This window comes from Enterobacter sp. SGAir0187 (assembly GCF_002952735.2).
Lineage (GTDB): Bacteria > Pseudomonadota > Gammaproteobacteria > Enterobacterales > Enterobacteriaceae > Enterobacter > Enterobacter quasiroggenkampii.
This window is the reverse complement of sequence record NZ_CP025034.2, coordinates 775110-798442: the sequence shown is the minus strand read 5'-3', so window position 1 is coordinate 798442 and position 23333 is coordinate 775110. Positions and strand designations below refer to the sequence as shown.

Annotated in this window: 28 protein-coding genes; 14 read left to right on the top strand and 14 right to left on the bottom strand. The window is 56.0% G+C overall.

What is annotated here, in order from left to right; translation table 11 throughout:
* Positions 1 to 87 precede the first annotated feature (87 nt).
* Together mdtG and CWR52_RS03880 are read right to left on the bottom strand one after the other, a co-directional pair.
* Positions 88 to 1305, bottom strand: a complete 1218-nt coding sequence (gene mdtG / locus CWR52_RS03885) for a multidrug efflux MFS transporter MdtG (RefSeq protein ID WP_104948883.1) — start codon at positions 1303 to 1305, stop codon at positions 88 to 90.
* Positions 1306 to 1448: 143 nt separating this feature from the next.
* Positions 1449 to 2375 (bottom strand): Kdo(2)-lipid IV(A) acyltransferase, encoded by a 927-nt coding sequence (locus tag CWR52_RS03880; protein WP_104948882.1) that lies wholly within the window; start codon positions 2373 to 2375, stop codon positions 1449 to 1451.
* 221 nt (positions 2376 to 2596) lie between these two features.
* Between CWR52_RS03880 and CWR52_RS03875 the strand changes: the two genes are divergently transcribed.
* Positions 2597 to 3646 (top strand): rhodanese-related sulfurtransferase, encoded by a 1050-nt coding sequence (locus CWR52_RS03875; RefSeq protein ID WP_008500831.1) that lies wholly within the window; start codon positions 2597 to 2599, stop codon positions 3644 to 3646.
* A 41-nt stretch (positions 3647 to 3687) separates the two neighbouring features.
* Here CWR52_RS03875 and CWR52_RS03870 read toward each other — a convergent pair whose 3' ends face one another.
* From CWR52_RS03870 to mdtH, 9 genes are all read right to left on the bottom strand, one after another.
* Positions 3688 to 4266 carry a YceI family protein gene (locus CWR52_RS03870; RefSeq protein WP_045401851.1) on the bottom strand — a complete coding sequence of 193 codons (579 nt, stop codon included), beginning with the start codon at positions 4264 to 4266 and terminating at the stop codon, positions 3688 to 3690.
* Between the two features lies 1 nt (position 4267).
* The gene (locus tag CWR52_RS03865) at positions 4268 to 4834 is read right to left on the bottom strand and encodes a cytochrome b (RefSeq protein WP_104950887.1); all 567 of its coding nucleotides are present in this window, start codon (positions 4832 to 4834) and stop codon (positions 4268 to 4270) included.
* Positions 4835 to 5042: 208 nt separating this feature from the next.
* A complete protein-coding gene (locus CWR52_RS03860; protein ID WP_032645429.1) occupies positions 5043 to 5156 on the bottom strand; it encodes a DUF2770 family protein in 114 nt (37 codons plus the stop codon).
* A 60-nt stretch (positions 5157 to 5216) separates the two neighbouring features.
* The gene (gene solA / locus CWR52_RS03855) at positions 5217 to 6335 is read right to left on the bottom strand and encodes an N-methyl-L-tryptophan oxidase (RefSeq protein WP_104948881.1); all 1119 of its coding nucleotides are present in this window, start codon (positions 6333 to 6335) and stop codon (positions 5217 to 5219) included.
* A gap of 116 nt (positions 6336 to 6451) precedes the next feature.
* A complete protein-coding gene (gene bssS / locus CWR52_RS03850; RefSeq protein ID WP_003858012.1) occupies positions 6452 to 6706 on the bottom strand; it encodes a biofilm formation regulator BssS in 255 nt (84 codons plus the stop codon).
* 272 nt (positions 6707 to 6978) lie between these two features.
* Positions 6979 to 7224: a DNA damage-inducible protein I gene (dinI, locus tag CWR52_RS03845; RefSeq protein ID WP_104948880.1), complete on the bottom strand. Its 246-nt coding sequence runs from the start codon at positions 7222 to 7224 to the stop codon at positions 6979 to 6981.
* Between the two features lie 74 nt (positions 7225 to 7298).
* Complete coding sequence (gene pyrC, locus CWR52_RS03840) at positions 7299 to 8345, bottom strand: dihydroorotase (RefSeq protein ID WP_104948879.1); 1047 nt, start codon at positions 8343 to 8345, stop codon at positions 7299 to 7301.
* 126 nt (positions 8346 to 8471) lie between these two features.
* A complete protein-coding gene (locus CWR52_RS03835) occupies positions 8472 to 9032 on the bottom strand; it encodes a lipoprotein (RefSeq protein ID WP_045910186.1) in 561 nt (186 codons plus the stop codon).
* A gap of 123 nt (positions 9033 to 9155) precedes the next feature.
* Positions 9156 to 10364, bottom strand: a complete 1209-nt coding sequence (gene mdtH, locus CWR52_RS03830; protein ID WP_063621367.1) for a multidrug efflux MFS transporter MdtH — start codon at positions 10362 to 10364, stop codon at positions 9156 to 9158.
* A gap of 236 nt (positions 10365 to 10600) precedes the next feature.
* Between mdtH and rimJ the strand changes: the two genes are divergently transcribed.
* The 4 genes from rimJ to murJ all read left to right on the top strand — a co-directional run bounded on the left by rimJ (position 10601) and on the right by murJ (position 14436).
* Entirely contained in the window at positions 10601 to 11185 is a 585-nt protein-coding gene (gene rimJ, locus CWR52_RS03825; protein ID WP_008500822.1) for a ribosomal protein S5-alanine N-acetyltransferase, read from the top strand.
* 9 nt (positions 11186 to 11194) lie between these two features.
* Positions 11195 to 11845, top strand: a complete 651-nt coding sequence (locus CWR52_RS03820; protein ID WP_104948878.1) for a YceH family protein — start codon at positions 11195 to 11197, stop codon at positions 11843 to 11845.
* 2 nt (positions 11846 to 11847) lie between these two features.
* Complete coding sequence (locus CWR52_RS03815; protein WP_104948877.1) at positions 11848 to 12771, top strand: Gfo/Idh/MocA family protein; 924 nt, start codon at positions 11848 to 11850, stop codon at positions 12769 to 12771.
* 129 nt (positions 12772 to 12900) lie between these two features.
* Positions 12901 to 14436, top strand: coding sequence for a murein biosynthesis integral membrane protein MurJ (gene murJ, locus CWR52_RS03810; protein ID WP_048975864.1), 1536 nt, complete (start codon positions 12901 to 12903; stop codon positions 14434 to 14436).
* A gap of 59 nt (positions 14437 to 14495) precedes the next feature.
* On the opposite strand, the gene flgN is transcribed toward murJ, so the two are convergent.
* From flgN to flgA, 3 genes are all read right to left on the bottom strand, one after another.
* Entirely contained in the window at positions 14496 to 14921 is a 426-nt protein-coding gene (gene flgN, locus CWR52_RS03805) for a flagella biosynthesis chaperone FlgN (RefSeq protein ID WP_008500818.1), read from the bottom strand.
* Between the two features lie 4 nt (positions 14922 to 14925).
* Positions 14926 to 15219 carry a flagellar biosynthesis anti-sigma factor FlgM gene (gene flgM / locus CWR52_RS03800; RefSeq protein WP_008500817.1) on the bottom strand — a complete coding sequence of 98 codons (294 nt, stop codon included), beginning with the start codon at positions 15217 to 15219 and terminating at the stop codon, positions 14926 to 14928.
* A 93-nt stretch (positions 15220 to 15312) separates the two neighbouring features.
* The gene (gene flgA, locus CWR52_RS03795; protein WP_104948876.1) at positions 15313 to 15972 is read right to left on the bottom strand and encodes a flagellar basal body P-ring formation chaperone FlgA; all 660 of its coding nucleotides are present in this window, start codon (positions 15970 to 15972) and stop codon (positions 15313 to 15315) included.
* Between the two features lie 157 nt (positions 15973 to 16129).
* Between flgA and flgB the strand changes: the two genes are divergently transcribed.
* The 9 genes from flgB to flgJ are packed head-to-tail and all read left to right on the top strand — an operon-like array spanning position 16130 to position 23300.
* Positions 16130 to 16546 carry a flagellar basal body rod protein FlgB gene (gene flgB / locus CWR52_RS03785; RefSeq protein ID WP_008500815.1) on the top strand — a complete coding sequence of 139 codons (417 nt, stop codon included), beginning with the start codon at positions 16130 to 16132 and terminating at the stop codon, positions 16544 to 16546.
* Between the two features lie 3 nt (positions 16547 to 16549).
* Positions 16550 to 16954, top strand: coding sequence for a flagellar basal body rod protein FlgC (flgC, locus tag CWR52_RS03780; protein WP_014069769.1), 405 nt, complete (start codon positions 16550 to 16552; stop codon positions 16952 to 16954).
* A gap of 11 nt (positions 16955 to 16965) precedes the next feature.
* Entirely contained in the window at positions 16966 to 17676 is a 711-nt protein-coding gene (gene flgD / locus CWR52_RS03775) for a flagellar hook assembly protein FlgD (RefSeq protein ID WP_104948875.1), read from the top strand.
* 26 nt (positions 17677 to 17702) lie between these two features.
* Positions 17703 to 18911: a flagellar hook protein FlgE gene (gene flgE / locus CWR52_RS03770; protein WP_104948874.1), complete on the top strand. Its 1209-nt coding sequence runs from the start codon at positions 17703 to 17705 to the stop codon at positions 18909 to 18911.
* 20 nt (positions 18912 to 18931) lie between these two features.
* On the top strand, positions 18932 to 19687 hold the full coding sequence (locus CWR52_RS03765) for a flagellar basal body rod protein FlgF (RefSeq protein WP_104948873.1): 756 nt from the start codon (positions 18932 to 18934) through the stop codon (positions 19685 to 19687).
* 11 nt (positions 19688 to 19698) lie between these two features.
* The gene (gene flgG, locus CWR52_RS03760; RefSeq protein WP_008500810.1) at positions 19699 to 20481 is read left to right on the top strand and encodes a flagellar basal-body rod protein FlgG; all 783 of its coding nucleotides are present in this window, start codon (positions 19699 to 19701) and stop codon (positions 20479 to 20481) included.
* Between the two features lie 57 nt (positions 20482 to 20538).
* Entirely contained in the window at positions 20539 to 21237 is a 699-nt protein-coding gene (gene flgH / locus CWR52_RS03755) for a flagellar basal body L-ring protein FlgH (RefSeq protein WP_008500809.1), read from the top strand.
* A 12-nt stretch (positions 21238 to 21249) separates the two neighbouring features.
* Positions 21250 to 22347: a flagellar basal body P-ring protein FlgI gene (locus tag CWR52_RS03750; protein ID WP_008500808.1), complete on the top strand. Its 1098-nt coding sequence runs from the start codon at positions 21250 to 21252 to the stop codon at positions 22345 to 22347.
* The gene (gene flgJ / locus CWR52_RS03745) at positions 22347 to 23300 is read left to right on the top strand and encodes a flagellar assembly peptidoglycan hydrolase FlgJ (RefSeq protein ID WP_023292791.1); all 954 of its coding nucleotides are present in this window, start codon (positions 22347 to 22349) and stop codon (positions 23298 to 23300) included. Before CWR52_RS03750 ends, flgJ begins: the two co-directional genes overlap by 1 nt.
* The last annotated feature ends 33 nt before the right edge of the window (positions 23301 to 23333 follow it).

The window sequence follows — 23333 nt, the reverse complement described above, 5'->3', positions numbered from 1 at the left end:
CCTGTTTTCCAGAAGGTTTCAGGGAAAGAATAGCTGAATATCTGATTCTGCAAGTATGAATGCGAAAATAAGCTTCAGGCGTTTGTCTTATTCCGCCACCGGCCGTAACGCGCGGGATAAACTAAACCACGAATAGATCGCATTAAACAGCACTACGCCTGCCGTCACGATAAAGACGGCGCGAAAACCAAAGCTGGCGGAAATGCCAGCCCCGAGGAGCGGCCCGGTGACGTTACCGATGTCGCGAAACGACTGGTTATAGCTGAAAATACGCCCGGCAATCTGGTTTGTGGAGTTGTAGACCAGCAGGGTCTGAACGGCGGGCAGTAACGCGCCGTCGGCCGCGCCCAGTAAAAAGCGCAGAACACCAAGCTGCCAGGGCGAGTGCACCATCGACATGGGGATCAGCAGCAGGACGGAGATCACCAGCGCACAGATCAGAATTTTTTCCGGGCCGACGCGGTCTCCCAGTTTCCCCAGCCTCGGGGCGCTGAGCAATGCCGCCACGCCGGGCACGGATGCGATCAGTCCGCTAATAAATGCAATATTGCTGACGTTGCCCGCCAGATCGCGAACGTAAAGCGTGAGGATAGGAGCAATCGATCCGGTTGCGACCTGAATAATCAGGGTCGTCACGAACAGACTCAGCACCAGTCTGGGATTTTTGAGCGAGGTCAGCACCTCCCTGGCGTGGAGCATCTCTTTCTTCGCAATGGGCGTGAAGTTTTCCCGAATACAGAGCAGGGTAACGATAAAGCACAGGAACAGCACGCTGGCGGTGATGAAGAACACCGGGCGCAGGCCATAGCTGTCGGCCAGGAGTCCGCCGGCCAGTGGCCCCAGCAGGGCACCGCTCACGCCGCCGGTTGAGAGCGTGCCCAGCGCCCAGCCGCTCTTATGGCGAGGAATTTGTGTGGCAATCAGGGCGTTGGCATTGGGAATAAAGCCTCCCAGCAAGCCCAGCAACGCGCGCAAAATCAGGAACTGCCAGACGTTTTGCGCCACGCCCATCAGCGCCATGATGATGGCCATCCCCAGCGCCGAGCGGAGCAGCATGATTTTTCGCCCCTTGCGGTCGGCAAGACCACCCCAGAAGGGCGAGGCCATCGCGGAAAACAGGAACGTGATGCTGAATACCAGGCCGGACCACATATTGAGCGCGCTGTGGCCCGTCACGCCCAGCTGTTCGACGTAAAGCGGCAGGAAAGGCATGACCAGGCTAAACGCTGCACCGGTGAGAAAACAGCCAAGCCACGCAACCGTGAGGTTACGTTTCCAGTTTATGGGGGGAGCTGAGGGTGACATAACAATCCGCATAATGAGGTGCTGAGCACCTGAAGCATGAAGTAATAAGCCTGCTAATTATGCGCCTGGGTTATGATTGCCGCAATGAGGGGGAGCTTTTAAAGCTAAAACAGCATGCGGCCCTGAGGGCCGCACGTTGAAAATCAATAGCGGGACGGCGTGCCTTTTGGCCGGGTTTTAAAGCGACGGTGCAGCCACATATACTGCTCCGGGGCGAGCATGATGCACTTCTCCACAATGCTGTTCATCCAGCGTGCGGTGGTTTCTGCATCGTCAAGCGGCGGCGCGAGTTCCGGCTCCAGCATCATCAGCTCGTAGCCCGAACCGTCCGGCTTACGGCGGGGAACAAAAGGCACGATGGCGGCTTTGGACATCCGCGCCAGCATCCAGGTACCAGTGGTTGTCGCGGCCTCTTCAACGGCGAAGAAGGGGACAAAAACGCTGGCCTGCGGGCCATAGTCGTGGTCGGGGGCATACCAGACCACTTCACCGGATTTCAGCGCGCGGATCATTCCCTTCAGATCTTTACGGTCGATCATGCTTTTGTTAGAGCGCATGCGGCCGTTGGTCTGGATTAAATCGATGACCGGGTTATCGTTAGGGCGATAAACGCCAATGCCGGGCGCCTGCATGCCGAACATACGCGCCCCGATTTCCAGCGTCAGAAAATGGACGCCGATCAGCAGAACGCCCGTCTGGTTGGCCTGAAGCGTATGCACCGGATCCATGCCGGTTCCCGTCACCTCACTCCAGCGAGCCATGCGTTTGTCCGGCCAGAACCACGCCATGCCGGTTTCCATAAGCCCCATCCCAACGGATTCGAAATTCTTCGCGACCATGTCGTGACGCTCTGATTCGCTCATCTGCGGAAAACACAGCTCAAGGTTGCGGTACGCGATTCTGGCGCGACGCTTCATAAACAGTTGTGCGAAACGGCCCAGAAATTTACCCAACCGAAAAATAACAGGGTAGGGAAGCTGTACCAGAAGCCATAAAAAGCCGATGCCAAGCCAGGTCAACCAATAGCGGGGATGCAAAAGGGCGGCAGTAAATGTTGGTAACTGGGTCATGTCTTTCCTGTGTTCAAACGTCCTGTTTCGCTAGTGTCTCATTTTTTGAGGCGTAGCCAAAATATCTGCTTTCGAAGCGTGCACGAATACAGCAATTGTTAAGCCTGATTAATCAGGGTGTGTGAAATGTAGCGTAAATTGTGTGGATGTAAATTGGTTTTGTTTGCTATATGATGCCGACCGAATTTTCATTCTCTCTAACGATTCCAGGACTGTACACCATGCCAGTGTTACACAACCGCGTGTCGAATGAGATGTTAAAAGCGCGTATGCTGGCTGAAACCGAGCCGCGCACCACCATCTCTTTCTACAAATACTTCACGATCGACGATCCGCAGGCAACCCGCGATGCGCTTTATCAGGCGTTCACGGCGCTGAACGTCTTCGGCCGCGTCTACCTTGCCCGTGAAGGTATTAACGCGCAGATTAGCGTACCGGAAAGCAAAGTCAGCGCCTTCCGTGACGTACTTTATCAGTTTGACCCGGCCCTTAACGGCTTACGCCTGAACATTGCCCTGGATGATGACGGGAAATCCTTCTGGGTGCTGCGCATGAAGGTGCGTGAACGCATCGTGGCGGACGGTATCGACGATCCTGAGTTTAACCCGGCGGACGTCGGTGAATACCTGAAGGCGGCGGAAGTGAATGCGATGCTGGACGATCCGGATGCCGTGTTTATTGATATGCGTAACCACTATGAGTATGAGGTGGGGCATTTCGAGAACGCGATGGAAATCCCGGCCGATACCTTCCGCGAGCAGTTGCCGAAAGCGGTTGAGATGATGCAGGAGCATAAAGATAAAAAGATCGTTATGTACTGCACCGGCGGTATCCGCTGTGAGAAAGCCAGCGCGTGGATGAAGCACAACGGCTTTAATAAGGTCTGGCACATTGAAGGCGGCATTATCGAGTACGCTCGTCGCGCCCGTGAGCAGGGGCTGCCGGTACGCTTTATCGGGAAAAACTTTGTCTTTGACGAGCGTATGGGTGAACGTATTTCGGACGACGTCATTGCCCAGTGCCACCAGTGCGGCGCGCCGTGCGATACCCACACCAACTGCAAAAATGACGGTTGCCATCTGCTGTTCATTCAGTGCCCGGCCTGTGCCGAGAAGTTTAACGGCTGTTGTAGCGAGCTGTGCAGCGAAGAGAGCATCCTGCCGGAAGAAGAGCAGCGTCGCCGTCGCGCAGGACGTGAAAACGGCAACAAGATTTTCAATAAATCACGCGGTCGTCTGAATACCAAACTGGGTATCCCTGACCCGGAATGATAATAACGCCCGGCACGGTGAAAGCCTGCCGGGCGACGTTATTACGATTTCTGCTGTACACCTTCAACGGAAATAATCAGCTCCACGTCCTGAGACGCCGGGCCTAAATCCGTTGTGATATTAAAATCTTTCAGGTGAATTTTCCCTGCCGCTTCAAAACCTGCGCGTTTACCTCCCCACGGGTCATCACCCTGACCCAGTAATTTCGCATCAAGCGTGACCGGTTTGGTTACGCCGTTAAGCGTCAGGTTGCCGGTAATATTCAGCTTATCGCCGTCTTTCTTCACCTCAGTTGAAGTGAAAGTCGCCTGCGGGAATTTCGCGACGTTGAGGAACTCCCCACTGCGCAGGTGTTTATCGCGCTCTGCGTGGTTTGTGTCGACGCTGTTCGTATTAATCGTCACATTGACTTTATCGGCCGCGGGATTTTTTTCGTCAAAGGTGAACGTGCCGTCAAAATCCTTAAAGGTGCCGTACAGCCAGCTATATCCCAGGTGCTGAATACGGAAATTGACGAAAGCGTGCTGGCCCTCTTTATCAATTTTATAATCCGCCGCCACGGCGGAACCGGCGGTGAATAACAGAGAGCCCAGGGCGATACCCAGCAGGTGTTTTTTCATTTTATGCTCCAGAGTCAACTGACGAGCGGCCAAGCATGCGCTTTAGCGTATCGTCTTTATCAATAAAATGGTGTTTGAGGGCGGCAAGCCCGTGAAGTACGGACAGGATCACCACGCTCCAGGCAAGCCAGAGGTGAATGACCCCCGCCGTGTCGGCCTGCGCCCCGGCATCGCTCAGTGTTGCCGGAACGTCGAACAGGCCGAAGACGTTAATCGGCTTACCGTCAGCCGTCGAAATGAGATAGCCGCTAATCAGGATGCCAAACAGCAGTGCATAGAGGGCAATATGCGCGGCGACGGCACTGAGGCGGGTAAATTTACTGTGGGTCTTTGGCGCAGCGGGCGGCGGAGAAATATGTCGCCAGATCACGCGGAAAACCAGCCCCAGCATCAGCAGGACACCAATGCTTTTATGCAACTCCGGCGCCTGGTGATACCAGCCATCGTAATAGCTGAGTGTGACCATCCAGAGCCCAAGTCCAAACATACCGTAGACGGCAAGAGCAAATATCCAGTGCAAACCTATGGATATTATTCCGTAGCGCCGGGAGGAGTTACGCAATTGCATCAGAATGTCCATTTTTCAAATTAACCGGAAAGTAAAAATGAACGGGAAGGCGGGATATTGCAACTGAAATAATTGTCTATTGATTTTTATTTTATTTATTTCAGCAATTTTGAAAAGGATCGCTGGCGCTAATTCAATCTCTTCGTGCAAGCGAAATGGTGAGTTTCAATAAAGATAAATTAACGTCAATTATTGTCAGTAAGGCTTTTCAGTAAAATACAATGTAAACAAAATCAATAATGGCCAACAGCGCCCACAATAAGAGATAGAGCATAAAATGCTCGCGAATATTATTCATCAGAAAGCTAACGATCCTGCGCATAACGCCCCGTAATGCAGTGTGAATGAAACGGGCCCCGGGACGTCCGGTGCCCGTGGCGAATTATCCGTTAAAACGCGAGAGGGAGAAGGGCGTCAGATCAAACTGCGGTGCAATACCCTGGGCAAACTGCGCGGCGATTTCACCCAGCACGGAAGCAAACTTAAAGCCGTGGCCGCTCAGGCCGGTGATGAGCAGCGTGTTGTCATGCCCAGGCAGCGTATCAATGATAAAGTCTTCATCCGGCGTGTTGTCGTAGGTACAGGCCGCGCCATACAGCAAGCCGCCGACGCCCGGAAGAATAGTGCGCAGGAACGAGAAGGCTTCCGAACCATCCTGAGGAAAGGCGCCGAAAGGCTTACGCTCTTCAGGGGAGGTGATAGCCTGGCCCCCGTTGTGTTTACCGATTTTCAGCGCGTCTTTTTCTGACGGGAAGCCGTAGAACTGGTCGCCGTTGGGTAATTCGCCGGTGAAGGCCGGGAATTTATTCTGGACGCTGTAACGACCATCCGACTGGAACCAGGAGAAGACCTTGCGCACCGGCTGGATCGGCAGATCGGGCAGCAGGCGGGTAACCCAGGTTCCCGCGCTGACCAGCAGGCGATCCGCGGAATATTCACCGTCAAGGGTCGTTACCGTGACGCCATTATCGTCATGGGTGATGGCATCCACCGGACAGTTGAACAGCTGCGCGCAGCCTGCCTTCTCGGCAAGCTCGATCCAGGTCTTGATCGCCGTTTCACAATGCAGCACACCAGAGTGGGCTTCAAAGAGGCCAATATAATCGTCCGGGACGGTAATTTCGGGCCAGCGTGCGCTAATGCCCGTCGCGTCCAGCTTCTCAACGTCCAGATTAAACGCTTTCGCGCTGCGTTCGACGCCGGCGAGAAATTCAGAATGGGCCGGGCCCAGGTTGATAACGCCGGTACGTTCGAAAATGCGGTCTTCAGTCTGTTTCGCCAGTTCGTCCCACAGCGTCTGGGCGCGAAGCACCAGCGGAACATAGCGCTCGCCTTCGCCATAGGCATGGCGGATGAGGCGGGTATCGCCATGATGGCTGCCCTCCGCATGAGGCGGAAGATGGCTATCGATCATCAGGACCTTGAGGCCCGCCTGCGTCGCGTAATAACCGGCGGCAGAACCCACGGATCCGCTGCCAATAATGATTAAGTCGTATCTCATATGCATCTCGTAAACTGATGTTTTGTTAGCAGAGTAATTAACAACGCGGGGTTAGACAAGGGAGAAATAAATAAGGCACCGCGAGGGTGCCTGTTGAGTGAAAAGTGGGCATAAGCTTAGTGCCGTTTATACTCATTTTCCTGATAGTCGCCAGATTCTATTTTTGCAATACCTGCCTCTAAAATAGAAATAAACTGACGGGCGACGTCTGTTGTTAACCACAGCGTCTGTCCAACTTCCGCTTCGTCACGGTTAAGTTGATTTGGGGTCTGGTAGTGCAAACGCAGCATCAGCGCATCGTAGCTATCTACGGTACTGATATCCCAGCCAACGAGTGGGTGGGTCTGGATGACTTCACTATTCTTTTCCATTATAACCCCCTTAATGCGTGTTAGAAGACAACGGCTTTGAGGTTCAATGCATGTTTTTCTGAAAGCAACTTCAGTATACCAAGTAATAAGGGTTCCGAAGGGAAAAATAAACAGGTGGCAACACATTTTTCTGCTTTTTAGGATTGTTCGAACAATAAAACACCATCTCGTTCACGATTTTTAAAGAAGATGCCGAATTAATTTGAACTTACGGGATTTTAGGCAAAAAAAAGCCGGGGCGACCCGGCAAAAAACACAATGAGGGAGCAGTGTTAATCCGTGATGAACCAGTCGTCAGCGCTTTCCCATGTTTCCTGCAGGATTTCGCTGATGCGATCTTTATCTTCTTTTGCGGCACCAATAACGGAAAGGTTGTTTGCCGCGGCGTAACGCACCGTGACGGCACCTGCGTTGTCAGGAAAGGTATTGTTAATACGACGGGATAATTCGCCTGCCAGGGCATCAAGCGCGCCGGCAGGCAGAACGGTAGTTTTGGCTATGGTGATTTCAATACGCATAAATGCCCCCTGTGTAATATACTGTTCATTTATACAGGTATATTATCAGTTTGACAACAAGGGGCATTGATTTTTTAACGTTTTACCGTCCAGCTTACGGTTTCACCCGCCAGGAATGGGATCAGCGTGTCATCCGTCAGGGCAATGGACTCCTCAACGTGGCTCGCTTTACGCTCCAGTTCGATGAAGGTGTCATTGACCGGCAGGCCGTAGAAGCGCGGGCCGTTAAGAGAGCAGAATGCTTCGAAATGTTCCAGCGCGTTCATCTCTTCAAATACGGTTGCGTAGCTGGTAAGCGCCGTTGGGGCGTTGAAGCAGCCTGCACAGCCGCAGCTTGCCTCTTTACGATGGCGGGCGTGAGGTGCGGAGTCGGTACCAAGGAACGCGCGGGAGAACCCGCTGGCGACCAGCTCACGCAGCGCCTGCTGGTGGATGTTGCGCTTGAGGATAGGCAGACAGTAGAGGTGAGGGCGCACCCCGCCCACCAGCATGTGGTTACGGTTAAACATCAGGTGCTGTGGCGTAATGGTGGCGGCGATGAGATCGTTGCCGTCACGCACGTACTCTGCCGCGTCTTTGGTGGTGATATGCTCAAAGACCACCTTCAGCGCGGGCAGGCGCTGGCGCAGAGGCTCCATCACGGTCTCGATAAAACGGGCTTCACGGTCGAAGATGTCAATGTCAGCATGCGTCACTTCACCGTGAACCAGCAGCGGCATACCCAGTTTCTGCATGCGTTCCAGAACCGGCATGATGGCATCAATGCTGGTGACGCCGTGGCTGGAGTTGGTAGTGGCATTCGCCGGGTAGAGTTTCGCTGCCGTAAACACGCCTTCGTTAAAACCGCGCTCCACTTCGTTAGGATCCAGTGAATCGGTCAGGTAGCAGGTCATCAACGGGGTAAAATCGTGTCCCGCAGGAACGGCATCGAGGATGCGCTGACGATAGGCTATCGCGGCATCGACGGTGGTGACTGGCGGCACCAGGTTAGGCATGACAATCGCGCGGCCATAAATTTCGCTGGTATAAGGCACGACGGTTTTCAGCATATCACCATCACGCAGATGAATATGCCAGTCGTCAGGGCGGCGGATTTTAAGAACCTGGGGTTGTGCAGTCATGGAAGCTCCGGCTTGTCAGGAATCAGTCATTAGGATGGCTGTTTTTGCCGGACACAAATCATAAGCGGAAACGTTTTCGTTTGCACACTTTTCCGTAAAAAAAAGGGCGCCGCAGCGCCCTTCAGGTTAATCGGTGAAAGGAATGATAATTTCACCCGGCTTAACCTCTATGCCTTTTGCGTATTTTTTCGCCAGGGCTTCACCCTTACTTTTGTCCTCACTTAAGACGTACGCGGGCTGCTGGTTAAAGTAATTCCGCAGCGACTGATTCAGATAGGGCATCAGGGTTTGCAGAACCGGCGCCATTTTATCCGGAGACACCTGCGCATCGACGACCTCCATCTCCTGCAGGAAAATTGCCCCTTTCTCTTTGTTGAAAACAGGGAGAGCCTTCAGCTTGAGCTTGATGTTGGCTTTCTGGTTACCAAAGAGGGAGGACATATCGAGGTCCGCATCACCGGCCAGGGTGACTTTGTTTGGCTCTTCACGTCCGATTTGGCTGGTGAGGTTTGTGAGCACAATATGCGCATCGGCAAGACCTGGTACGCCAATGTCTTTCGAGAAATTGTTATGTTTTTCCAGCGCCTGATTAATTTCCTGTTCACTGACGGTATATTGTGTGAGCTGGTTACAGCCAACCAGCAGACCGCTGACAACCAATGCCGCGGCTAAGACAATTTTCTTCATAGTGTTCCTCAACGAAAAATCGGCGCTTCTGTCCTGTTACGCCAGTATGTCAGCGTGAATGGGTAGAAACCAGCAGAAAAAACTGAGAAGTGGGGCGGGAGAGGCGCCCGCCCGAGGGAAAAGTTATGCACCCGGCTCGAGCATGCCGCTCGCGCTGCGTTTCTGACTGAACTGCCACCACAGGGCAAGGAGCGTCATAAACCCCACCGCGCCAAGCATCATCCACGGGAGTTCAGGTTGATTTAACGCTTTGCCGGCATCAAACAACCAGCCGCCCCCGGCGTAACCTAATGCCCCGCCAAGCGCCAGCCCCAGGCGGCTGAACCCCATATAGCTGCCGCGCGCACGCGCATCCGCAAGCGAGGCGCTCAGCGTTTCGCGGGCAGGCTCGGCGATGATTGAGCCAATATAGAATGTGCAAATCAGCGTAAACAGCTGCTGGAGCGTGTTCACCAGGCCGATCGGCATCATGCTCAGCGTCATCAGGAACAGTCCGGCCATCAGACGATGTTCCAGACGAAAACGTCGCTCGCTCCAGCGGGCAATCGGATAGAGCAGCGTTAACGACAGGCAGGCTTCGATGGCGTACATCCATTTCACCGCCGCGGGGGTACCTGCAATGTCGTTAACCATGATCGGCAGCATCAGCATGACCTGCACGGCCAGCATGTAATATCCCGTCAGGGTCAACACATAGGTGACAAAGCGCTTGTCATGCAGGACGCGACCAAGCCCTTCCCGGACCGGCGCTTTCACCGTCGACAGTTTCCACGCCGGCAGAAACAGGCCATTAAACAGCGCGCACAGAATAAAGAGTACCGCGCCAGCCGCGCAGACCAGGCGGAAGTCATACTGCAGCAGCCAGCTTCCCAGCAGGGCGCCGACAACCGCCCCGGCACTGTCCTGCATCATGAGAATCGAGAAGAAGCGGCCGCGGTGCTGCGGGCGAATCAGCTTTACCACCAGCGCGGTGCGGGGCGGATCGAACAGCGTGCCCCCGATACCGGAGAGGAAACAGGAGAACCAGAGCAGCCACGGCTCCTGAGCGACCGCCATCGTGGCAAACCCTGCCGCGCGCAGCAGCATACCGGTTACGATCATCGGTTTAGCACCAAAGCGGTCGGCGATGGCCCCGCCAAAGACGCCCAGGCCCTGCTGGACAAACTGGCGTAGCCCCAGGGCAATGCCGACCATTAATGCCGCCCAGCCCATCTGATCGACAAAGCGGATCGAAATAAGCGGAAAAACGACAAAAAAGCCGAGCACGACCAGCATGTTATCGACGAGCAGGAAATATTTACCCAGGCTCCTGGCCTGTGATACGCGGGACATTTTCCCTCCGGGGAAAATAAGATGGTGAGCACGCTAACATTCTGCGGTGTCGCCGCGTTTTTTCCCACCCCTGAACGCGACAATATTTTTTTATCAAAAGGGTGCTTTGATAGAGAGTTCTCATCGAAAAATGTGAAAAGAGGTGAAAATGGTATGTCACTGTTTTCACAGACGGCGCAGGCGCAGGTATAGTAAAGCTAATGGGTAAGCTGAAGTGACGGGAAGGAGTGGTATCGATGTTTGGCTATCGCAGTAATGTGCCAAAAGTGCGTCTGACAACGGACAGGCTGGTCGTTCGTCTGGTGCATGAGCGTGATGCCTGGCGTCTGGCGGATTATTACGCCGAGAATCGCCAGTTTTTAAAACCCTGGGAACCCGTTCGGGATGAGAGCCATTGTTACCCTTCCGGCTGGCAGGCGCGCCTCAGCATGATTACGGAATTTCACAAGCAGGGCAGCGCGTTTTACTTCGCGCTGCTGGATCCTGAAGAGAAAGAGATTATCGGGATCGCCAATTTTTCAAACGTGGTGCGGGGATCGTTTCACGCCTGCTACCTTGGCTACTCCATCGGTCAGAAATGGCAGGGGCAGGGGCTGATGTACGAGGCGCTGACGGTAGCGATCCGCTATATGCAACGCACGCAGCACATCCATCGCATTATGGCGAACTATATGCCGCATAACCAACGCAGCGGAAATCTGCTGGCGCGTTTAGGGTTCGAGAAAGAGGGTTACGCCAAAGACTATCTGCTGATAGACGGAGAGTGGCGCGACCACGTTCTGACGGCATTAACCACCCGGGACTGGACTGCAGGTCGTTAAGGAGAAAAGATGAAGTATCAGCTAAACGGTAAAGAAGCGCGCGTGATTGGGTGCTTACTCGAAAAACAGGTCACCACGCCGGAGCAGTATCCGCTCTCCGTCAACGCCGTGACCATGGCCTGCAACCAGAAAACCAACCGCGAGCCGGTGATGAACCTCAGCGAACATGATGTTCAGGAGGTGCTGGACGCCCTGGTCAAACGCCACTATCTGCGCACCGTCAGCGGATTCGGCAACCGCGTGACAAAATACGAACAGCGCTTTTGTAACTCCGAATTTGGCGACCTGAAGCTGAGCAGTGCGGAAGTGGCGGTCATCACCACGCTGTTGCTGCGCGGGGCGCAGACACCGGGGGAACTGCGCACGCGCGCTTCCCGCATGCATGAGTTCAGCGACATGCAGGAGGTTGAGCAGACCCTGGAAGGGCTGGCCGCGCGTGAAGACGGCCCATACGTGGTGCGTCTGGCGCGCGAGCCGGGCAAGCGTGAAAGCCGCTATATGCATCTGTTCAGCGGTGACGTTGATATTTCAGTGAAATCCAGCACAACCGATATCAATGCAGGAGATGACGATTTGGTTGCCCGCGTGGCGGCGCTGGAAGACGAGGTTGCCGGGCTGAAACAGCGTCTGGATGCCTTGCTGGCACATTTGGGAGACTGACGGTGAAAAAATTACGCGTAGGCGTGGTGGGGCTGGGCGGTATTGCACAAAAAGCCTGGCTGCCTGTTTTAGGTGCGGCGACGGACTGGACCCTGCAAGGGGCATGGTCACCCACGCGCGAGAAGGCCGAGCGGATCTGCGAAACCTGGCGCATGCCGTATGCTGCCTCATTGCAGGATCTGGCCCGCGAGTGCGATGCGGTATTTGTCCATACCTCAACGGCAACCCATTATCAGGTGGTGAGCGAACTGCTCAATTTGGGGGTTCACGTCTGCGTGGACAAACCGCTGGCTGAAAATGTTCAGGATGCCGAGCGGCTGATTGAACTGGCCGCGCGTAAAAAACTGACGCTGATGGTCGGTTTCAACCGCCGCTTCGCACCGCTTTACCAGAAGCTTAAGGCACAGTCGGGCACGCTTTCCTCGCTGCGGATGGATAAACACCGCACAGACAGCATCGGGCCGAACGATCTGCGCTTCACGCTGCTGGATGACTATCTGCACGTTGTGGATACGGCGCTGTGGCTCGCCAGCGGCAATGCGCAGCTGCAAAGTGGCACGCTACTGACGAACGAGCAGGGTGAAATGGTCTACGCCGAACACCATTTCTCGATTGACCATCTGCAGGTAACCACCAGCATGCATCGTCGTGCGGGCAGCCAGCGAGAATGCGTCCAGGCCGTCACCGACGGCGCGTTGTACGACATTACCGACATGCGTGAATGGCGTGAGGAGAAGGGTAGCGGCGTGGTGACGCTACCTGCCCCTGGCTGGCAGAGCACGCTTGAACAGCGCGGTTTTGCCGGCTGTGCCCGTCACTTCATCTCCTGCGTGCAAAATCAGACGGTTCCTGAAACGTCCGGCGAGCAGGCCATCATGGCGCAGCGCGTTGTGGAAAGGCTCTGGCGCGAGGCCATGAGTGAATAACTCGCTGTAACATCTGCGGATAGTAATTCGTTGAAATCCGGGTAGACTAAGCGCCGCTTGTAGGCTTTGCCGGGTGGCGCTTACGCTTGCCCGTCCTGGAAATCCGTATGGTTCTGGAAATTCACGTTAATGAACTTATTAAAATCGCTGGCGGCCGTCAGCTCGATGACCATGTTTTCCCGCGTGCTGGGTTTTGCGCGCGACGCCATTGTGGCAAGGGTATTCGGTGCAGGGATGGCCACGGACGCCTTTTTCGTCGCGTTCAAATTACCGAACCTGCTGCGTCGTATTTTTGCGGAAGGGGCGTTTTCTCAGGCATTCGTCCCCATCCTGGCGGAATATAAAAGCAAGCAGGGTGAGGACGCAACGCGCGTCTTTGTGTCTTATGTCTCCGGCCTGCTGACGCTGGCGCTGGCGGTGGTGACCGTCCTCGGGATGCTGGCCGCGCCGTGGGTGATTATGGTGACCGCGCCCGGCTTTGCCGATACGGCCGACAAGTTTGCCCTGACCTCGCAGCTGTTGCGCATCACCTTCCCTTATATTCTGCTGATCTCGCTGGCCTCGCTGGTGGGGGCGATCCTCAACACCTGGAACCGCTTCTCTGTACCGGCGTTTGCGCCGACGTTCCTTAACGTCAGCATGATCGGCTTTGCCCTGTTCGCCGCGCCGCACTTCAACCCGCCGGTACTGGCGCTGGCCTGGGCGGTCACCGTGGGCGGCGTGCTGCAGCTGGCGTATCAGCTGCCGCATCTGAAAAAAATCGGCATGCTGGTGCTGCCGCGCATCAACCTAAAAGATGCCGGGGCGATGCGCGTCATCAAGCAGATGGGGCCCGCCATTCTCGGCGTCTCCGTCAGCCAGATCTCGCTGATTATCAACACCATCTTTGCCTCGTTCCTGGTGTCCGGCTCGGTTTCCTGGATGTACTATGCCGACCGCCTGATGGAGTTCCCGTCCGGGGTGCTGGGCGTGGCGCTGGGGACCATCCTGCTGCCGTCGCTGTCGAAAAGCTTTGCCAGCGGTAATCATGATGAGTATTGCCGCCTGATGGACTGGGGCCTGCGTCTCTGCTTCCTGCTGGCCCTGCCAAGCGCGGTGGCGCTGGGAATTCTGGCCAAACCGCTGACGGTGTCGCTCTTCCAGTACGGGAAATTCACTGCCTTCGATGCCGCCATGACCCAGCGCGCGCTGATTGCCTACTCGGTGGGACTGATGGGGCTGATCGTGGTGAAAGTGCTGGCGCCGGGCTTTTATTCGCGTCAGGACATCAAAACGCCGGTAAAAATTGCCATCGTGACGCTGATTATGACGCAGCTGATGAACCTGGCGTTTATTGGTCCGCTGAAGCATGCAGGTCTGTCATTATCGATTGGTCTGGCGGCCTGTCTGAATGCCGGGCTGCTGTACTGGCAACTGCGCAAGCAGGATATTTTCACGCCGCAGCCTGGCTGGGGGAGTTTCCTGGCGCGTCTGATCGTTGCAGTACTGGTGATGTCTGCCGCGCTGCTTGGCATGATGTACGTGATGCCGGAATGGTCCCTGGGCACCATGCCTTATCGCCTGATGCGGCTGATGGCCGTAGTTGGCGTCGGGGTGGTGGCGTACTTTGCCACGCTCGCGGTGCTGGGTTTCAAAGTTAAAGAGTTTGCCCGCCGGACGGCATAAACGCCAAAAGGGGAGTTCACCTTAGGGTGCTCCCCACTGCATAATTTGTCGCTTAAGCGTCAAATCGAAATCTTTTTCACACCCGCAATACGTGCAGTCGCTGTCTGACCATCCGCACCGTACAGTCCGGTTTCTTTATGCGGTTTCAACACCTCAAGCGCCTGCTGATTACGCTCAATCTGACCTTCCAGTAGCCAGCCGTTATGCTGGTTAAGATCACGCAGGTGCTGGGTTTTTTCAGTAATGGTCTGCCAGCGCTCAATAATATCGTCATTGGCGCTGCGCTTAGGATCCTGCTCAGCGCGTCGCTGCTGCTCCAGATAATCCAGCGTTGCCAGAAGCGAACTTTTGTCTTCAGTAATACGCTGCAGCGCGCTGCCGTTGATGTGACCGGAAGAGAGATGCTGCTGTTCAGCGTCCATTACCGTTTTCAGGTCGTTCAGGACAACCGTCATTTGATCCAGTATTTCTGACAGTCGACTCATACGGTTAGTTACTCTGTAAGAAACTCTGTGCTTCCTGAATCAGGGCGTCAGCGATCTTGCTGGTGTCCATTTTCAGCTCACCGTTACGAATAGCGGTTTTCAGCGCTTCAACACGTTCCATATTGATATCGTTGCTGCCCGGCTGCATCAGTTTCGCCTGGGCGTCGCTCAGGGTCACGCTGGTGCTGTTGGACGTTGACGGTTTTTCCAGACGCGTTTTCTGCGCCGTAGCGTCATTCGTTTCGCGAGGTTGTACAGCGCTTACCGGCTTCAGGGCTGATGTACGATCAATGCTCATAGTGTTGTCCTCATCGAGGGTTCGCGGCGTTTGCGCCTGACATCATCATTAGTGGAATATTTATCGGCACGCGCCGCGAAATCTTTAAAAAGATTATAGGTTAATCAGAATATTCCCATCAGCATCGACGGTTCCGCTCACCACCTGGCCTGAGGACATTCTGACGCGGGCGTTTTGCGCCACCGCGGCATTGTTCAACGCTTTCCCTTCACTGTTGATGCTAAAGCCATCTCCGTTGGCCACCACCATCACCTGCTGGCCTGCTTTTACCCGCCATGCCTGACGCAGCATGGAGATCTGTATCGGCTGGCCTGGCGCGACGTCGCGCAGGCTGACGGCGTCCTGTGCCTGGTTAATATCCAGCATGGTGCGTGGCGGCAGCTGATCCAGACGGCCGCGCTTCAGCGTCACGCTGTTTGTCTGCAGCACGCTGCCGCGCGCAATGGGCACAGCAGCGACAACATAATTACCCGTCGCCTGAACGGCAACCTGTAAATAGCGTTTTTCGTTGGCGCAGCGTGCCAGCACGTTCACATTCCCCCAAAGCTTTGTGAACCCCACCACGCTGAAGGACGGCTGGTCGCACGTTGGGTACAGATTCGGTGGCGTGCGCACGGTAACGGCCACGTCATCGCTAAAGCCTGCCAGTTTTTCAGCAAAAAAAGCCGTTAGCCGATCCTGTAATCCTTCAGCCTGCGCCAGAGGGCTTAACAGCAAGAGAGCCGCCATCAGACCACGTTTTAACGTTTGCATCGCAAGTTCCACCGTTTCCAGAGTTGAACGAATTTTACCTGCAGTGGTTTTGCATCAACGGAATAAATAGCGACGCATTTTGCGCTTATTCCGTCGATAGGGGAGACCGGGTGAGATTTAAGCTGTGAACTGAAATTTTGCCATCAGCGGAGGAGACATGCTCGATAAACTCGACGCCGCGTTACGTTTTCAGCAGGAAGCGCTCAACTTACGCGCCCAGCGGCAGGAGATTTTAGCCGCCAATATCGCTAACGCCGATACCCCGGGGTATCAGGCGCGCGATATTGATTTTTCCAGTGAACTCAAAAAGGTGATGGAGCGTGGACGTGCCGAAGGAACGGGTGTTGCACTTGCCATGACATCCTCTCGCCATATTCCTGCTCAGGCGATGACCGCGCCAGCGACCGATTTACTTTATCGCATTCCCGATCAGCCCTCACTCGACGGTAACACCGTGGATATGGACCGGGAGCGTACCCAGTTTGCCGACAACAGCCTGAAATACCAGACGGGCCTGACCGTACTCGGCGGACAAATCAAAGGCATGATGAACGTCCTGCAGGGGGGGAACTGATAGATGGCCTTGCTGAATATTTTTGATATCGCCGGTTCGGCGTTAACCGCCCAGTCCAAGCGCCTGAACGTGGCCGCCAGTAACCTCGCGAACGCCGACAGCGTCACCGGACCCGACGGACAGCCTTATCGTGCCAAACAGGTTGTGTTTCAGGTCGACGCTGCGCCAGGCGCGGCAACGGGCGGCGTGAAGGTGTCTGACGTGGTTGAGAGCCAGGCGCCGGACAAGCTGGTGTATGAGCCAGGTAACCCGCTCGCGGATGCCAGCGGATACGTGAAGATGCCAAACGTGGATGTGGTAGGCGAGATGGTGAACTCCATGTCGGCGTCCCGTAGCTACCAGGCGAACGTCGAAGTGCTTAATACCGTGAAGAGCATGATGCTCAAAACACTCACTCTCGGCCAGTAAAGGAGACATGCATGTCCATCGCCGTAAATGTGAATGATCCTACGAACTCGGGTGTTAACAACACAAAGAGTACGACAGGTTCTAACTCCCTGACGGGGAGTAACGCCGCCGACCTTCAGGGCAGCTTTCTGACGCTGCTGGTGGCGCAGCTTAAGAACCAGGATCCCACCAACCCAATGCAGAACAACGAACTGACCACGCAGCTTGCGCAGATCAGTACCGTGAGCGGCATTGAGAAACTGAACACCACCCTCGGTTCCGTCTCCGGTCAGATTAACAGTGCTCAGTCCCTGCAGGCGGCAAGTCTGATTGGTCACGGCGTGATGATCCCGGGGACCACGATCCTTGCGGGCACCAGCACCACCGACGGTACATCGACCACCACCACTACGCCGTTCGGCGTTGAATTGCAGCAGGCGGCTGACAAAGTGACCGCGACGATCACCGACTCAACCGGCGCCGTGGTTCGCACCATCGACATCGGCGAGCTGAAAGCGGGCGTTCACACCTTTACCTGGGACGGCAGCCTGACTGACGGCACCAAAGCACCAAACGGGTCCTACAAAGTGGCGATCAGCGCCAGCAACGGGACGACCCAACTGGTGGCGCAGCCGCTGCAGTTCGCGCTGGTCCAGGGCGTGATTAAAGGAAGCGACGGCAACAAACTGGATTTGGGAACCTCGGGTTCCACCACACTCGACGAAGTTCGGCAGATTATCTAAGCCTTAACACTTATCAGGAGTAAGTCATGGCCTTTTCTCAAGCGGTCAGCGGCCTGAATGCTGCGGCCACCAACCTGGACGTCATTGGCAACAACATCGCCAACTCCGCGACCTATGGTTTTAAATCCGGTTCTGCTTCCTTTGCAGACATGTTTGCCGGTTCCAAAGTCGGCCTGGGCGTGAAAGTTGCGGGCATCACTCAGGACTTTACCGACGGCACCACCACCAACACCGGTCGTGGCCTGGACGTTGCCATCAGCCAGAACGGTTTTTTCCGTATGGTCGATGCAAACGGCTCGGTGTTCTACAGCCGTAACGGCCAGTTCAAGCTGGACGAAAACCGTAATCTGGTAAACATGCAGGGGATGCAGTTAACCGGTTATCCGGTTGCCGGAACGCCATCTACGGTTCAGACCGGTGCGAACCCACAGGCTATTAATATCCCGACCACGTTGATGGCCGCGAAGTCCACCACTACGGCTTCCCAGCAAATTAACCTGAATTCCACCGATACCGCACCGACCACCGCCTTTGATCCGACTAACCCGGACACCTACAACAAAAAAGGTACGGTAACCGTCTTTGACAGCCAGGGTAATGCGCACAACATGAACCTGTTTTACGTCAAAGATGCGACGCCGGCCAACTCCTGGAAAGTCTATGCCCAGGACGGCAGTGTGGCTGGCAGCACGGCGGCATTGGCCACGACCCTGACCTTCGATAATAACGGTACGTTGACCGGCGGTGGAAATATCAACATCACAACCGGAACTATTCCGGGCGCGACGCCAGCAACCTTCGCGATGAGTTTTGCGAACTCCATGCAGCAGAACACCGGTGCGAACAATATCGTGGCGACCAGCCAGAACGGCTTCAAGCCGGGCGACCTGGTGAGCTATCAGATCAACGATGACGGCACCGTGGTCGGGAACTACTCCAACGAGCAGACTCAGGTACTGGGGCAGATCGTGCTGGCAAACTTTGCCAACAACGAAGGCCTGAAATCGGAAGGCGATAACGTCTGGTCGGCTACCCAGTCCTCCGGCGTGGCGCTGCTGGGGACGGCGGGAAGCGGTAACTTCGGCACGCTGACCAACGGTGCGCTGGAAGCCTCTAACGTGGATCTGAGTAAAGAACTGGTGAACATGATTGTCGCGCAGCGTAACTATCAGTCGAACGCGCAGACCATCAAAACTCAGGACCAGATCCTCAATACGCTGGTTAACCTGCGTTAAGCGGCTAACAGGAAAGCGCAATGGATCACGCAATATATACCGCGATGGGCGCGGCAAGTCAGACGCTCAACCAGCAGGCCGTTACCGCCAGCAACCTGGCAAACGCCTCGACGCCGGGCTTTCGCGCGCAGCTGAACGCGCTGCGCGCGGTGCCGGTAGAAGGGCTTTCCCTGCCGACCCGAACGCTGGTGACCGCATCGACCCCTGGCGCCGATATGACGCCAGGGCAGATGGATTACACGTCACGCCCGCTGGACGTTGCTCTGCAGCAGGACGGCTGGCTGGCGGTGCAAACGGCGGACGGCAGCGAAGGCTATACCCGTAACGGGAACATCCAGGTGAGCGCGACGGGCCAGCTGACGATTCAGGGGCATCCGGTGATGGGGGAAGCGGGTCCGCTGACCGTACCGGAAGGCGCTGAGCTGACTATCGCCGCGGACGGCACCATTTCGGCGCTCAACCCGGGCGACCCGGCCAATACCGTTGCGCCCGTCGGACGTCTGAAGCTGGTGAAAGCGGAAGGCAAAGAGGTGCAGCGTGGCGACGACGGCATGTTCCGTCTGACCCAGGCGGCGCAGGCGACGCGGGGCGCCACCTTACAGGCCGATCCGAGCATCCGCGTGATGTCCGGCGTTCTGGAAGGCAGTAACGTCAAGCCGGTCGAAGCCATGACCGACATGATCGCCAGCGCCCGTCGTTTTGAAATGCAGATGAAAATCATCAGCAGCGTGGACGAAAACGCGGGCAAGGCTAACCAACTTCTGGCTATGAGCTAACAGGATTCCTTATGATCAGTTCTTTATGGATCGCGAAAACTGGCCTGGACGCCCAGCAAACCAATATGGATGTGATTGCCAACAACCTGGCAAACGTAAGCACCAATGGTTTCAAGCGTCAGCGCGCCGTTTTCGAAGATTTGCTTTATCAAACCATCCGCCAGCCGGGGGCGCAGTCTTCTGAACAGACGACGCTGCCATCGGGTCTGCAGATCGGTACCGGTGTTCGTCCGGTGGCCACCGAGCGTCTGCACAGTCAGGGCAACCTGTCTCAGACCAACAACAGCAAAGACGTGGCGATCAAAGGCCAGGGCTTCTTCCAGGTGCAACTGCCTGACGGTACCTCTGCCTACACCCGCGACGGCTCGTTCCAGGTCGATCAGAACGGCCAGCTGGTGACGGCGGGCGGTTTCCAGGTCCAGCCTGCGATTACCATCCCGGCGAACGCCCTGAGCATCACCATCGGACGTGACGGTGTGGTCAGCGTAACCCAGCAGGGGCAGGCCGCGCCGGTTCAGGTTGGGCAGCTCAACCTGACCACCTTCATGAACGATACCGGTCTGGAAAGCATTGGTGAGAACCTCTACACCGAGACGCAATCCTCCGGTACGCCAAATGAGAGCACCCCAGGCCTGAACGGCGCGGGCCTGCTGTATCAGGGCTATGTTGAAACCTCCAACGTGAACGTGGCAGAAGAGCTGGTGAATATGATCCAGGTCCAGCGCGCGTATGAAATTAACAGTAAAGCAGTGTCGACGACCGACCAGATGCTGCAGAAACTGACGCAACTCTAAGGTGTAGCCCGGTGCGGTAAACGCCGCGCCGGCTCCCTGTTTTCGAAGATGAAGGCAATGCAAAAAAACGCGGCGTTTCGTTATCCGATATTGACTGTTCTGGCCGTCACCCTCAGCGGGTGTGCCTGGATCCCGTCTAAACCTTTGGTCCAGGGTGCGACGACTGCCCAACCCGTTCCTGGCCCTGCGCCAGTGGTCAACGGCTCCATTTTCCAGACTGCGCAGCCGATTAATTACGGCTATCAGCCGCTGTTTGAAGATCGCCGCCCGCGTAACGTCGGCGATACATTGACCATTGTGCTGCAGGAAAACGTCAGCGCGAGCAAGAGCTCGTCGGCGAACGCCAGCCGTGATGGCAAAACGAATTTTGGCTTCGATACCGTCCCGCGCTACCTGCAGGGACTGTTCGGCAACGCGCGTGCTGATGTCGATGCCTCTGGCGGCAACACCTTTAACGGTAAAGGTGGCGCGAATGCCAGCAACACCTTCAGCGGTACGCTGACGGTCACGGTTGACCAGGTACTGGTTAACGGCAACCTACACGTGGTGGGTGAAAAACAGATCGCCATCAACCAGGGCACTGAATTCATTCGCTTCTCGGGCGTGGTTAACCCTCGCACCATCAGCGGCACCAACACCGTTCCGTCCACCCAGGTGGCGGATGCGCGCATTGAGTACGTCGGTAACGGCTACATTAATGAAGCGCAAAATATGGGTTGGCTGCAGCGCTTCTTCCTTAATTTATCGCCGATGTAAGCGAGGTGACCCATGTTTAAATCGATCTTCGCCGTGGCGCTCGCGCTGGTGGCTACGTTTGCCCAGGCTGACCGTATTCGCGATCTCACCAGCGTTCAGGGCGTGCGTGAAAACTCGCTGATTGGCTACGGCCTGGTGGTGGGGCTGGACGGTACCGGTGACCAGACGACCCAGACGCCCTTTACCACCCAAAGCTTAAACAACATGCTTTCTCAGCTCGGCATTACCGTGCCGGCGGGAACCAACATGCAGCTGAAAAACGTGGCGGCGGTAATGGTCACCGCGTCCTACCCGGCGTTTGCGCGTCAGGGACAGACCATTGACGTGGTGGTCTCCTCCATGGGTAACGCCAAAAGCCTGCGCGGCGGTACGCTGTTGATGACCCCGCTGAAAGGCGTCGATAGCCAGGTTTATGCGCTGGCGCAGGGGAACATTCTGGTCGGCGGTGCGGGTGCATCCGCAGGCGGAAGCAGCGTGCAGGTGAACCAGCTCAACGGCGGACGGATTACCAACGGAGCGATTATTGAGCGTGAACTGCCGACCCAGTTTGGCGCGGGCAACACCATTAACCTGCAACTGAATAATGAAGACTTCACGATGGCACAGCAGATTGCCGATACCATCAACCGCAGCCGCGGCTACGGTAATGCAACGGCGCTTGATGCGCGTACCGTGCAGATCCGTACCTCCACCGGCAGCAGCAACCAGGTGCGCATGCTGGCCGATATCCAGAATATGGAAGTGAACGTTCCGGTCCAGGATGCGAAGGTGATCATTAACTCCCGTACCGGCTCGGTGGTGATGAACCGGGAAGTGTCGCTCGACAGCTGCGCCGTGGCGCAGGGGAACCTCTCCGTGACGGTAAACCGATCGGCAAACGTCAGCCAGCCTGATACGCCATTTGGTGGGGGGCAGACGGTGGTGACGCCGCAAACGCAGATTGATCTGCGCCAGAGCGGCGGGTCCCTGCAAAGCGTGCGCTCAAGCGCCAACCTGAACAGCGTGGTGCGTGCCCTGAACGCCCTGGGGGCAACGCCGATGGATCTGATGTCCATCCTGCAATCGATGCAAAGCGCGGGCTGCCTGCGCGCCAAACTGGAAATCATCTGATGCTGACCGATAGCAAACTGTTGACCAGTGCAGCCTGGGACGCCCAGTCGCTCAACGAACTGAAAACCAAAGCAGGCAAAGACCCGGCGGCGAATATCCGCCCGGTTGCCCGCCAGGTGGAAGGGATGTTTGTCCAGATGATGCTGAAAAGCATGCGTGAAACCCTGCCGAAGGACGGGATGTTCAGCAGTGATTCAACGCGTCTCTACACCAGCATGTATGACCAGCAGATTGCGCAGCAGATGACAGCCGGGAAAGGCCTCGGTCTGGCTGACATGATTGTCAAGCAGACCGAAGCCGCGCAGGGCATTCAGCCTCAGGAACAGCCGCAGCAGGTACCGATGAAGTTCGACCTCGAAACGGTGACCAGCTATCAGAACCAGGCCCTGACGCAAATGGTGCGTAAAGCCATGCCGAAAGCCACGGGCAGCGGCGATGAGCCGCTCTCCGGTGACAGCAAAGACTTCCTGGCGCAGCTTTCTCTGCCTGCGCGCCTTGCCAGCGAACAGAGCGGCGTGCCGCATCACCTGATTCTGGCTCAGGCCGCGCTGGAGTCGGGCTGGGGGCAGCGCCAGATCCGCAAGGAAAACGGCGAGCCGAGCTTCAACATCTTCGGCGTGAAAGCGACTTCCAGCTGGAAAGGGCCGACGACGGAGATCACCACCACCGAGTACGAGAACGGTGCGGCGGTGAAGGTCAAAGCCAAATTCCGCGTCTACAGCTCGTATCTTGAAGCCTTGTCCGATTACGTGGGGCTGCTGAGCCGAAATCCGCGCTATACCGCCGTGACGCAGGCGGCAACGGCGGAGCAGGGGGCTCAGGCCTTGCAAAACGCGGGCTACGCGACCGACCCGAACTACGCACGTAAGCTCACCAGCATGATCCAGCAGCTGAAATCCATGGGCGAGAAGGTCAGCAAAGCCTATAGCACAGATATTGAAAATCTGTTCTGAAAGTTCTCAAGTCCCGGTGGAGGTTGCCGATAA